Origin of the sequence: Clostridium sp. AF20-7 (assembly GCF_003479275.1) — a bacterium.
GTDB lineage: Bacteria > Bacillota > Clostridia > Lachnospirales > Lachnospiraceae > Otoolea > Otoolea fessa.
The window spans coordinates 50,081-62,833 of sequence record NZ_QUGF01000005.1 but is presented as its reverse complement, the minus strand read 5'-3'; the positions used below and the strand labels follow the sequence as shown (position 1 = coordinate 62,833).

At 43.5% G+C, this 12,753-nt stretch carries 12 protein-coding genes; 6 read left to right on the top strand and 6 right to left on the bottom strand.

The genetic code is table 11. The features are described 5' to 3' along the window. Positions 1–14: 14 nt before the first annotated feature. Positions 15–206 (bottom strand): hypothetical protein, encoded by a 192-nt coding sequence (locus tag DWX68_RS06145; RefSeq protein WP_333549850.1) that lies wholly within the window; start codon positions 204–206, stop codon positions 15–17. A 454-nt stretch (positions 207–660) separates the two neighbouring features. Here DWX68_RS06145 and cobI point away from each other — a divergent pair, with 454 nt between their 5' ends. The 4 genes from cobI to DWX68_RS06125 are packed head-to-tail and all read left to right on the top strand — an operon-like array spanning position 661 to position 3,502. Then, positions 661–1,356: a precorrin-2 C(20)-methyltransferase gene (gene cobI, locus DWX68_RS06140; protein WP_333549078.1), complete on the top strand. Its 696-nt coding sequence runs from the start codon at positions 661–663 to the stop codon at positions 1,354–1,356. After that, entirely contained in the window at positions 1,349–2,191 is an 843-nt protein-coding gene (locus tag DWX68_RS06135) for an ABC transporter ATP-binding protein (protein WP_118491399.1), read from the top strand. Before cobI ends, DWX68_RS06135 begins: the two co-directional genes overlap by 8 nt. Next, on the top strand, positions 2,182–2,925 hold the full coding sequence (locus DWX68_RS06130; RefSeq protein ID WP_233430146.1) for an ABC transporter permease: 744 nt from the start codon (positions 2,182–2,184) through the stop codon (positions 2,923–2,925). Before DWX68_RS06135 ends, DWX68_RS06130 begins: the two co-directional genes overlap by 10 nt. A 25-nt stretch (positions 2,926–2,950) precedes the next feature. Then, the gene (locus tag DWX68_RS06125; RefSeq protein WP_118467691.1) at positions 2,951–3,502 is read left to right on the top strand and encodes a hypothetical protein; all 552 of its coding nucleotides are present in this window, start codon (positions 2,951–2,953) and stop codon (positions 3,500–3,502) included. Positions 3,503–3,710: 208 nt separating this feature from the next. Here the strand turns inward: DWX68_RS06125 and DWX68_RS06120 are convergent, their stop codons facing one another. Both DWX68_RS06120 and DWX68_RS06115 read right to left on the bottom strand, forming a co-directional pair. Further along, a complete protein-coding gene (locus DWX68_RS06120; protein ID WP_118556000.1) occupies positions 3,711–5,960 on the bottom strand; it encodes an alpha-galactosidase in 2,250 nt (749 codons plus the stop codon). Between the two features lie 183 nt (positions 5,961–6,143). Beyond that, the gene (locus DWX68_RS06115; protein ID WP_022359414.1) at positions 6,144–6,446 is read right to left on the bottom strand and encodes a LysM peptidoglycan-binding domain-containing protein; all 303 of its coding nucleotides are present in this window, start codon (positions 6,444–6,446) and stop codon (positions 6,144–6,146) included. A 978-nt stretch (positions 6,447–7,424) separates the two neighbouring features. On the opposite strand from DWX68_RS06115, the gene DWX68_RS06110 reads away from it, so the two are divergent. Together DWX68_RS06110 and lexA are read left to right on the top strand one after the other, a co-directional pair. Continuing rightward, on the top strand, positions 7,425–8,339 hold the full coding sequence (locus tag DWX68_RS06110; RefSeq protein ID WP_118628836.1) for a hypothetical protein: 915 nt from the start codon (positions 7,425–7,427) through the stop codon (positions 8,337–8,339). Between the two features lie 182 nt (positions 8,340–8,521). After that, complete coding sequence (gene lexA, locus DWX68_RS06105; RefSeq protein WP_022359416.1) at positions 8,522–9,139, top strand: transcriptional repressor LexA; 618 nt, start codon at positions 8,522–8,524, stop codon at positions 9,137–9,139. 186 nt (positions 9,140–9,325) lie between these two features. Here lexA and fliB read toward each other — a convergent pair whose 3' ends face one another. The 3 genes from fliB to DWX68_RS06090 form a co-directional block, all read right to left on the bottom strand. After that, positions 9,326–10,480, bottom strand: a complete 1,155-nt coding sequence (gene fliB / locus DWX68_RS06100; protein ID WP_118628835.1) for a flagellin lysine-N-methylase — start codon at positions 10,478–10,480, stop codon at positions 9,326–9,328. Then, positions 10,468–11,163: a TMEM165/GDT1 family protein gene (locus DWX68_RS06095; protein WP_118628834.1), complete on the bottom strand. Its 696-nt coding sequence runs from the start codon at positions 11,161–11,163 to the stop codon at positions 10,468–10,470. The genes fliB and DWX68_RS06095 overlap by 13 nt, the downstream gene beginning before the upstream one ends. A 314-nt stretch (positions 11,164–11,477) precedes the next feature. Then, entirely contained in the window at positions 11,478–12,752 is a 1,275-nt protein-coding gene (locus DWX68_RS06090; RefSeq protein WP_118472349.1) for an amidohydrolase, read from the bottom strand. Position 12,753 lies beyond the last annotated feature (1 nt).

Genomic DNA, 12,753 nt, shown 5'->3' with positions numbered 1-12,753 from the left:
TCTGTTTATCTTCGTCACTGCATATACATTTTTAAATTCCGTACATTTTTCTTATCATATTCAAACGGATTAAAATAATATGCGGCATCTGCTCCAAGCATTCCGGCATACGCTGCAAAATTCAGCGCCTGCCCCCCCCCAGGAAACATGGTTTTTAAATGGATGTACTTATCACATACATTGTCCCCAATCCCTATTACCTTCATTTTCTTAGCTCCTTTAGTCGAATTCCTCTTCAATCGATTGATTATATATCATTATATAATGTTATATTATCATATTAGTGTTTCTGAATCATTTTGTCAATAGGATTTTATAAAAAAACAAGAAAAAAATGCAGCCACATTGAGCCTGCGCTCAACATGTCTGCATCATTCCTTTTTCAAATGAAGCGATTTGAAAATGTACTTTATTCTGTTTCGAAATAAAGTACATTCTGAAATAAAGTACATTTTGAAATTTTTGTACTTTATGCTATAATCCTTGTATCTAAGCCTTTTATTAACCACTAACTATAAAGTACAAAATTTTTTACTTTTAAATTTTTCGATGAAAAAGGCTAATTTCGTACTTTATAAAAAAAGCAAAAAAGGCATCGTACAAAAATTTTAAAAGTTGAACACTTAAATTTCTCACAGTTTTCACAGAAAGGAAATGTTTATGATAAAAGGAACCTTATATGGCGTAGGAGTAGGTCCGGGCGATCCGCGGCTCATGACGTATCTGGCAGTTGACACGATTCAGAAGTGCCCGGTGATTGCGGTACCGGCGGATGGAAAGGAAAATGCAGTTTCCTATAAAATTGCCAGCGGGATCGTGGAAAATCTGGATGAAAAGGAATGCTTAAACCTCACTACTCCGATGACAAAAGATAAAGCTGTTTTAAATGCAGCATACCAGGCTGCCTCGAATCAGATTATAGAGCAGCTGGAACAGGGGAAGGATGTTGCCTGCCTCACGCTCGGAGATCCGACGATTTACAGTACCTATATTTATATCCATCGAATTGTAAAAGCACATGGTTATGCAACTGAAATCATTAATGGCATTCCGTCCTTCTGCGCGGTCAGCGCCAAGCTTCAGGACAGTCTTGTTGACCGCTCAGAACAGCTTCATATTATTCCGTCCACTTATGATATTGAGGCGGCGCTGGAACTTCCGGGTACCAAGGTTCTGATGAAAGCAGCTTCCAAGATGCCGCTTGTCAAGGCGACCCTGAAAGAAAAGCATATGACAGGTATCATGATCGAAAATTGTGGTATGCCAGAGGAGCATATTTATCATAAAATCGATGAAATTCCAGAACGGGCAAGTTATTATTCGATTATTGTCGTGAAGGAAGGGAACCATGATTGAATTAAAGCATCTGACAAAAAAATACGATCATTTTCTGGCGGTCGAGGATCTGAACCTGAAAATTGAGACAGGCGAGTTCTTTGGGCTTTTGGGACCGAATGGTGCCGGAAAAACGACCACCATCGGAATGCTCTCCACTCTCCTGCTTCCGACTTCGGGTGAAATCTGGATCAACGGAGAGCTGCTGACCCGTCAGAAAAACCAGCTGAAACAAAAACTCAGTGTCGTTACGCAGGAATACTCGATGCGTCAGGATATGACGATGAACGAGATTATGGAATATCAGGGACGTCTTTATTATATGCCGATCAAAAAGATTCGGGAGCGGTCAGAGGAATTGCTGGAATTCTGCGGGTTGATCGATTATCGGAAGAGAACCGTCCGAAAGCTTTCCGGAGGCATGAAGCGGAAGCTGATGGTCTGCCGGGCACTTTTAACAGAACCGGAAATCCTTCTTCTGGATGAACCGACTGCAGGGATGGATGCATTTGCCCGCCGTCAGATGTGGAATCTTCTGAAAAAGCTGAATCAGCAAAAGCTTACCATTCTTCTGACAACGCATTATATGGAGGAAGCAGAAACGCTTTGTGACCGTGTCGGCTTTATGTGCGGTGGACGTCTGGAGGAAACAGATGCTCCGGGGCATATGATAGAGACGCTGGGGCGGTATGCGGTTGATGAGACTTCACCAGATGGGCTGAAATCACACTATTTTCATGGAAAGGAGGAGGCAATTCAGTATTTGTCCGCGTCAGAACAGGAAACAGCGCTTCGCAGTACGACATTGGAAGATGTATTTCTGGAGACAATCGGGCAGCAGCTGGAATGCCGGTAAAAATGGGTATTCTTACTGTGTTATGGGAAAAATGGGTAGAATTCCGGCGGGATTTTTATAAAATCACGCTGGCTGCCATGATTGCCCCTCTTTTATATATTCTGGTGTTTGGTCTTGGAATCCAGACCATGTCGCACGGACAATCGTATCTGAACTTTCTGATTCCGGGAGTGGTTGCCCTGACGACCATGAACGGCAGTTTCAATGCTATCGCCCAGAACTTAAACGTCCAGAGATTGTACGAAAAAGCATTTGACCAGGTCATCATCTCTCCTACCCCGCTGTGGCAGTTCATCGCGGGACAGATCATCGGTGGAAGTCTCCGGGGATTATATGCGGGAGCCGTGATTATTCTTCTGATTTTGCCGATCGGAACGGGGCTCTGTTTTAACGGCTGGTCGTTTCTTCTAATGTTTTTAAACGGATCTGTGTTTTCCACAATTGGAGTTGTGGTATCTTTTTATGCCAAAAACCATGCCGATGTGCCGCGCTTTTCGAATTACGTGATTATGCCGATGGCATATCTGTGCAATACATTCTTTTCAGCCCGGAGTATGCCGGATGGTCTGCGCCAGGTGATTGAATATCTGCCGTTATCGCAGACCAGTGCGGCGCTTCGCAGCATCGCCAATCATGAGGCATTTTCTTATACAACGATTGGGATCCTGCTTCTGTATCTGGCGTGTTTTTCGATTGCTGCGTCCTGGTTTCTGTATAAGAAAAAGAATTTATAAACACAGGGTAAGGAGTTTTCTGTCTATGAAAAAAATAGGTTTCATTCTTTTGGGAATCATTTGTATCTTATTTAGCAGCCGGTGGACGTTGACAGCGCAGGCAGGTGCTGGAACGCTGCTTTCCCTGAAGGATGGTGAATATGCCATCGAGGTAACAATGACCGGAGGAAGCGGAAAGGCTTCGATCCAGAGTCCTGCTCTTCTGACGGTGACAGATGGAACGGCATACATATCCATCACATGGAGCAGTTCCAATTATGATTACATGGTGGTAGATAATAGAAAATACGAGAATGAAAGTGCCAAGGACGCAAATTCTCATTTTACGATCCCTGTTTTGGATCTGACAAAAGAACTTACAGTCAGGGCGGATACACTGGCGATGGGAACGCCTCATGAAATCGAATATACCCTTCAATTCAATACTACGTCGATTGCGTCTAAGAGCACACTTCCGCAGGAAGGGGCGAAACGTGTGCTGATGATGGCAGCCGTTATTATTATCGGTGGCGGGATTCTGAATCATATCGTAAATGAACGCCGGAAGCGGGATTATACGGGGAAACGCCGGATTTAAATTAAAGGGATTCGTAACTGTTCAGTACCTTCACAGTCACGCGCAAAAATCCATTAAAAATTGCCTACGGCAATGGGATTTTTGCCTGCTGACCCATGTTTTCGTACGGTCAGCGCAGTAAATGCGCAGACCTACTGAACAGTTACAGGGATTCTTCTTTGAAAACCAGCTTCGGGAGAATCCCTTTTTAATGCTTTTATCTTATTTATTATTCAGCCTGCTTTTGTACATAAAACAGGCGAGAATCAAAGTCGCAGCTCTCTCTTCTACCATCCATATACTGTCCGGAAGAGGCGTCACTGGTAATCAGTCCTAAATTCATCAGTTCGTCACCATAGTGGGTGCTTACGGCACTTTCATGTCCTTCTGTATATTCCGTGACATTGTAAAGATCGGATTCTTCCAGTCCCTGTAAATACAGCCGCGTAAACGGACCATTGGCGACATTCAGTGTCCGGTACCAGCCGACCAGGGCTTCTGTGCGGTCTTCACTGACCGCCATCCATGCAGTGATATTGTTTTCAAACGGACTGGAAAGTCTGTAAAAAGTACCATACTGAATCAGGGACCGGTGCTGTTTCATAAAGGCGGTCTGAATTTTTAATTCAGATAGATCATCTTCTCCGAGCTGTGCCAGATCCAGTTCATAGCCGAAAGTTCCGAAGAACGCGGTATTGGCACGTGTCCAAAGCGGTGTCTGACGATGAAGCTGATGGTTCGGAGAAGCAGATACATGGGATCCCATCGAGCTGATCGGGTAACCATAGGAAGTGCCGTATTGAATCCGCAGGCGTTCAATCGCATCTGTATCATCACTGATCCATCCCTGCGGTGCATAATACAGCATACCTGCATCAAAACGCGCTCCGCCGCTGGCGCACGATTCGAACAGAATGTCCGGAAAGCGTGTTGTCAGCCGCTCATACATCTGATAAACACCCAGAATGTAGCGGTGAAATACTTCTCCCTGCTGTCTGGCGGAAACTCCTCTGCTCCATACATCACTGAGACTTCGGTTCATATCCCACTTAATATAGGAAATGGAGGCGCCTTCCAGAATCGATACAATCTTTTCATAGATGTAATCAAGGATCTCCTGCCTGGAAAAATCCAATACATACTGGTAACGTCCGTGACAAGGCGTTCGCCCTGGAACCTGGAGGATCCAATCAGGATGCGTGCGGAATAAATCGGAATCGGCATTTACCATCTCCGGTTCGATCCAGAGACCAAACTTCATACCGAGCGCTTCTATCTTCTGTGCCAGTCCGGAAAGACCGTTTGGCAAACGGTCACGGTTTGCCTCCCAGTCGCCCAGTCCGGCTTTTGAGCTGCTTCTGGCACCAAACCAGCCGTCATCTAAAACAAACAGCTCTATGCCGCATTTCTGCGCTCTGGAAGCCAGCTGTAGAAGTTTTTCTTCGGTAAAATTGAAGTAAGTTGCCTCCCAGTTATTGATCAAGATTGGGCGCTCGCGATCACGCCAGTACCCCCTTGCCAGTCGGCGCCGATACAGCCGGTGAAAAGTCTGGCTCATGTCGTTAAGTCCCTGAGAGGAGTAAACAAGCACTGCCTCCGGAGTCTGGAAGGTTTCACCAGGGTTCAGCTCCCAGCTAAAGCCAAACGGATTAATTCCTATCATAAGACGGGTGGTTCCATGTGACTCCACTTCTGCCTGAGCCAGAAAATTACCGCTGTAAATCAAGCTGCAGCCAATGGCTTCTCCCTGAAATTCGTCAGCCGAAGGGCGTTTTAAAATAATGAACGGATTCTGCTCATGGGAAGAATGTCCCCGGGTGCTGTCAATCGCCTGAATGCCATACTCAAGCCTGCGTGTGTGGAGTGCGCGCTCTCTCGCCCATGCCCCAGAAAACTGCATCCACTCATAATCGTGGTCAGGAAGATCCAGGCAAAGACTCATCGCGGTCTGAACCTGTACAGAAATGTCTCCCTGATTGGAAATAGAAGCACTTCGGGCAATGACACCGCCCTCGACAAATATTGTATATAAAAGATGCAGCTCCAGATTAGTATGGGTATCTTTTAACGTAATAATAAGAGTTTCAGCTTCCCCGTCCTGTTCAGTATAAGTAGCGGGAAGTCCTGGCAGTTTTGGCTTTCCGGATGTAACCTGATATCCAGTAAATTGAAAATCTGAATAGGTACTTCCATCATTCTGGAGAATCTCTACTGCCGGATGACGGTAATCACCGCTTCCGTAAGTACCGTACTCCAGCTTAATATGTCCAAGTGAAAAGGTGCGATCGTTTTCATAGAGATAAGATGCCATGTCTCTGGGAGCTAATTCAAGAAGGTATGAGAAATCTTCCTTGTCACGAATCTTTTTCCCATAATACAGCTGTCCCATATGTCCGTTTGGAAGAACCATCATGATATAGCTGATGGTCTGGTTATATAAATGAAATATCTTCGATGATTCGTGATATACAATACTCATATCCTTATTTCCTCCTGTTCTTCTGTCGCTTGTCATTTAATCAGATATAGACTGCTTGCTAAACTTTATTCTACCAGAAAATAGATTAAATGAACAGACTACGGACAGGAATATGGAAAATTCTATAAATTTGATTCTGTCTCTGTTATCGGTTGTGTGTACGTGTATGTGAACGGTAACGATTTATTTATAATAACGAATGGTCAGGTAATGCCCTGCGTCAATATGGTCATCCGAAAGACTGTTCATCTGGCGCAGCTCCCGTACATACTCTTCAACTGACTCCTCCGAATCTGCACAATATGTCTGAGCAATGCTCCAGAGCGTATCTCCATCTTTCAGATGAATACTGGTATAGTACTTTTCCGGTCTAGTATCTGCTTCTTCCTCAGCCATCACATACATCAGACTCCGTCCAAAAAAGCCCGAAAGCAGCATGATGAAAACAACAGCTAAAACCATAACACCTTTTTTCAACGTATACATTTGCAATCTTCTCCTCTCGTGTTTTGTTGGAATCGTCTTTTTGTATTCAAATCTGTTCTTAAAGAATGAGAAGAGATTTGAATATTATAAAAATGTCAGGAACATTTGTTCTGTATAGTTACATTATACGATACGAACAAATGTTTGTCAATGGTTTCGAAAGAAAAAAGCAAACATTTGTTCGCAGCTTGCTACTGTTCACGCATACGTGCCCAGTAACGAAATTTTCCGTGTCTTCGCATTTAAATACGGCAAATTTCTGTTGCCACCACCTTTTCTTACGGTATTTTCGGTTTCAAAAGTGCCGTAAGAAAACGCGGCTCTGCTCGTAAGCAGCAGACACCTGCTCCCTATAAAAATCTAAATACTTTAGGTATATAGATTTTTATAGGGAATCATACATATTGCACAAAACTGCGCTGCTATTTCTGGCAAATATAACCACAAAAGTCGATGAAACTATTCGCGAAAGCATCCTTTCACGAATAGTTGATATTTTCATTCCTATTTTTACTATCAAAATCATAATCTATGTATAACAATAATTATGTATAACATATATATAACATATCACAGAATCAGATTGACGCCCTTGTGGTTTCATGATAATCTATATACATAAAATAAAGTATGACGCAATTTGAAATTTCAGTTTAAATCGAACGTTATAAGACTTGGCGCATGATCTTTGCAAAGCACTTCTTTGAAATCAGTTTGATAAGCAGAGTATTATCTCGCGTAACTGTCTACATGAGTATGAACAGTTACCACCTCGCAGCAAGAATGTCAGGGTATTAAACAAACAGGTAACTGTTCAGTACCTTCACAGTCACACGCAAAAATCCATTAAAAATTACCTACGGCAATGGGATTTTTGCCTGCTGACCCATGTTTTCGTACGGTCAGCGCAGTAAATGCGCAGACCTACTGAATAGTTGCATAAACAGTTACAAAAAAATAGATTGGAGAATATAGAATATGGGAGAAATTAAACAGGCAAACTTTCGAATCGATTCCGATACAGCGGATGCTTTCCGTGCATTTTGCGAACAAAAAGGAATGAACCAGGCCCAGGGCTTTGATCATGTGATGCAGGTGTTTGAGTTAAATCAAGCCAAATCCTCAATCCCGGGGAGAAGTGTCGAGATTGAGGAGTTTGAAACCATGGTTAAGTCCATCACCTCCGCATATCTGTATAGCTTGGAATTGAACCAGAATGCAGAAGCCAGAGCACGGGAGGAGTTCTCTTCTGAACTTCAGAGAAAAGAACTGCGCCTCACAGAGTTACAGAAAAAAGTGGAACAACTTCAAGCAGAAAAGAAAAAAATGGATGCGGAGTCCGCTTTGCTGACCAAGCAGGAACAGACACTCACCGAACAGCTAGAATCGCTCAGAAAAGGTGCTGCTGATCAGGAACAGATCAACCAGATGCTGAAGGAGAAACTAGAAGAGGCACAAAATCAGCTGAAGAAAAATGAACATTCAAAAGAATCAGAAGAAATGCTTAAGAATGAGCTTTTGCAATGCAAACAGGAACTTCATGATACTGTACTTGCTCTCTCTCACTCTCAGAAGGAACAGGAGGTAAAGTCAGAGTCCTATCAGCATGCATCCGATCGGATTCTGGCACTTGAAACTGAAAATAAAGAACTACAGCAGAAACTCACAGAACTTACCCAGGGATTATCAAAACAAAAAGCGGATGCTGATATGAGTATTCAGCAATGCAAAGCCCAGGCGGAGCTTACGATGGAGCGCGCACTATTCAAAAAAGAACGGGAAATGCAGGAACTTCTTCGTCAGGCAGACAAAGAAAATGCCCGTCTGGAAGTGCTGCTTGAGCAGGCAAGAGAACAGCTTAAAAAAGAAAACATTGATAAAGACGAACAATAGTTTGCATTTTGCCCGAACATATGTTACTATATATAATATAATAAGGGCTTACTATAGGCCAGACCTTTCAGTGATTCAGCTGCTGGTCCCATCAGGTGGGCGTTCGACTTGTATCCTGCCAGAATCACTGTATATCCGATATTAAAAACATTTTATATACTTCATCGACAGGAGGAATCTATATGGCACAGGGACGTATTACAGATAAACAGAAAGAGATCTTGGAATTTATTAAAGCATGCATTTTAAAGAAAGGTTATCCGCCGACGGTACGTGAAATTTGTGAAAAGGTACAGCTTAAGTCTACCTCTTCTGTCCACTCTCATCTGGAACAGCTTGAGAAGAACGGATATATTCACCGGGATCCGACGAAACCGAGAGCCATCGAGATCGTTGATGACACTTTTAACCTGTCCCGCCGTGAACTGGTGAATGTACCCCTTATCGGTACTGTAGCAGCCGGTGCGCCGATTCTGGCTGATGAGAATGTGGAGAACTATTTCCCGATTCCGGCAGAACTGCTTCCGAACAGCGAAACTTTTATGCTGAAGGTCCGCGGCAATAGTATGATCGATGTGGGCATCTATGACGGAGATCGTGTTATCGTGGAACAGACCAGTGTCGCAGAGAATGGCGAGATCGTGGTTGCACTCATCGATGATTCAGCTACCGTTAAGCGTTTCTTCAAGGAGAACGGTCACTATCGTCTCCAGCCGGAGAATGCAACCATGGATCCGATTATTGTGGATAAAGTACAGATTCTTGGCAAAGTAATCGGTCTGCTGCGCCTTATGCGGTAACCTCTTGGTTTACTGACGCTTACCTTTTGCTTATTATCATGAAAATGACAGAAGCATTATGTGGCAAAATTTAACTCAAAAGCTCTATGCTATTCGTTGACGTCCGGAGATACGGTACGCTCAATTTTATAGAATAGAGCTTTTTTGTTCGTATGATTCATTTTTGCAATATGCTTCTTTCGGTGATTAAACCGGCGCATACCGCTCAAAAAGCCAGTCTTCCAGTGCATTTAAGTTATCATCGGAATGTTCTACTTCCCGGGCATATCTCCAGGAGATTTCTTCCACATCCTCCATGGAAAGTTTCTTTCCATTTTCCAGCCATCGGACCATCAGAAATTCCTGTATCCAGCGGACAGAGAACAATGCCAGTTCCATCTTGGAACAGACCATATCGTCGTAGACAGCCCCGCAAAAATAGGTATAGACAAAAAACATTAAAAGCTGCTCGCCCAGATTTTCCCATTCTTCTTTGTGACTTCCTAAGCTTCCATATGCCTTATGAAATTCTTCGCAAATTTTATGATAGGTTTCCTCACTTCCCTGATACAGCCACTTTTCAGCACCATCCAGCACATCATCCCATTCCGGACGCAGGCGTTCCAGACCGCGTAGTACCTGCAATTCTTCTATCTGGCGTGCCCACCGATGGAGAGATGCTGCATCAATGCCTTTTTCAGCAAGACTTTCTGATACAAATTCCTGAAGTTTTTTTCTCTGATGATGAGCTTCACAGTTTCGCAGAAGTTCATCAATTTCATATTCCTTCTGCTCTTCCACCCGGATCTGATATTGTTCTGTCAGCTGTTCGGATGCCGACATTCGGAGTGTCAGAGGAAGGGATCGATCCTGTAAAATCGAAAACAGAACATCTCTTGTATCTTCCAACTGGGAAAACATCATAAAATCGAATTCTTCAAAATCGTCCTCCAAATTGTCCTCTTCTTCCAGAAAACGGACCGGTTCTTTATAGGAAAGAATGATTCTAGCCGCCTCCGGACAGGACAGGGAAAGAGATAATTCCCGAAGTCCCTCGTATTCTTCCGTATGTCTCGGGTACATCCGGCAGGTATCACAAAGAGAATCTGGTCCCAGTGCTTTATAAAGATCGCAGAGATTTTCTTCATTTAAAAATGCACAGCGCCGATTGTTCTGGTAAAAACATTCTTCATCCCAGTCAATAGAATTGCGTAATCGCGTTCCGAACTCGCTCTTTTCATTTCCATATCGCTCCAGAGAGGTTTCATCAATCATGATCTGCCATCCGGCACAGCAGCTATCCGGACAATCTCCTGCTGTACAGACAAATTTATCATAAAAATGTGGTTTTAAATATCGCATTTATTTTCCTTCTTTCTTTTTATATAGATCCAGGCACATAAGGCAGTAAAAATAACAGCCGCAGCAATCCATACCGGCCATACCGGAATCGGACAGACTCTTGCGTTCATCATGTTCAGTCCCTGATGAAGTGTGAAAGCACCAAATATGGAAAAAATAACAAATGCCAGTGTATTCAGCAGCCCATCGGGAGTTTTGCTCTTTAAAAGATATCCAACCAGCATTCCGAGAATATCCGCTGCAAAAAGTCCCAGAGAGCATCCAATCCATACAACAAAGGCTGATTTCATGCCTTCATTGGCTCCGAACGTGATGGCTGTAAGCTGAGTCTTATCTCCCAGTTCTGCCACAAAAAATGTACAAAAAACAGCTAAGGGTGCGAACTGAATCTTTGATTTACCGCCCTCCTCCTCTTCTTCGTCATCATCACCGGCAAGAGTCGATGCGGCGAAATACAGAAATGCAAGTGCTGCAATCATCTTAATAAGCCAGTCAGGAATAAATTCACTGACAAGTCCGCCCGCCAGAACCGCAAGACCATTCAGAACAAGAATCGCCGCCGCAGTTCCTAGTATAATATCTCTCAACTTATATTTTGAAGTCAGAGCAACCAGCATAAGCTGGGTTTTATCGCCCATCTCTGCGATAAATTCTGTAAAAAACACTTTAAAAAACAGCATCATTTTTCATTTCCTCCTAGATGTAATGCATGTTCCTTCACCGCTCACTGTCGATTATGATGTCCTCCCTTTTTTGCATCAATGCACAAAAGAAAAACTCATGTATATCAACTGACAGCTATGCATGATACAAAAACTGTCGTCCATCGATATACATGAGTCTCATTATTTAAGATTTGCCAGATTATACAGTTGCTATAATCAGAATGTTGACAAACCACACTTTCGCGCTAACTACTCCCTCATGGAATATTGAATTTACTTGATAAATAGTATCAAATAAAGAATGTGTTGTCAACGGAATTTAACGCTTTTACCTATGATTGTCTCATTCGGGTTATGATCTCATTTGCCTTTTTGTAAACTTCCTTTGGCTCCACCCCAATGAAGAATTTCTGGTCTTCATAGAGGATCTTGCCGTTGATCATGGTCATCTTCACATTCTGTTTGCTTCCGCTGTATACCAGGTTTTTCATCGGGTTGTTGATAGGTTGCATATTCGGCTGGTTCAGATCGATCATAATCAGATCCGCCTTTTTGCCTTCTGCAAGGCAGTCGCAGTCTGTCAGTCCCATTGCTTTTGCACCGCCGGTTACTGCCATTTTCAGAACTTCTTCTGCTGGTACTGCAGATGCATCCCGATCATGAAGTTTTCCCAGTCCCGTCACTAAAAACATTTCCCGGAACATATCCAGGCAGTTGTTGCTGGCTGGTCCATCTGTGCCAATGGCCATATTGACTCCGTGTTTCAAAAATGCCGTAGTGTTGGCGATGCCGCTTGCAAGTTTTGTGTTGGATCCAGGATTGGTTACCGCTGTCAGTCCTTTCCTGCGGAAGAGTTCTATTTCCTCATCGGTAAACCAAATGCAATGATATCCACCGCCCCCATGTTCAAATAAGCCCAGGGAATCCAGATAAGCTGCAGGTGTAGTTCCATGGCGCTGTACACACTCTGCCACTTCCCGTTCTGTTTCTGACATATGAGCAAATACAGGAGCCTTGTAGCGCTGTGACAGCTCGGCAATCTTTTTTAAGAGTTCTTCGGAACAAGTGTATTCTGCATGAAATCCCAGACAATACCTGATCAGCTCATCATATTGGTTGTAGGTATTAAAATCTGCCTCCACTTCCTCCAATGAAGAGGAAAAATCATTGATTCCGCTGACGAGTACACTCCGGAATCCACATTCTACCGATGCTTTAGCCATCATTTCTGTATTCAGATACATATCAAAGCAGGAGGTAATACCGCTGGTCAGGTATTCCATGATTCCCAGTTTGGAGAGCCAGTAGATATCATCCGGCTGTAATTTTGCTTCCATCGGGAAGATCTGCTTTGTCAGCCAGTCCTGCAGCGGCATATCATCCGCATAGGATCGAAGAAACGTCATGGCTGTGTGCGTATGTGCATTTTTAAAGCCCGGCATGATGAGATTTTTTTCTGCATCGATCTCACGGTCCCACACATTGCCGCATTCCTTATGAGGACCTACATATGTAATAGTGTTCCCTTCGACCCATACCTCTCCGTGGATGATATCCATATTTCCATTCATCGGAAGAATCTGGGCATTATAAAAACGAATATTCATG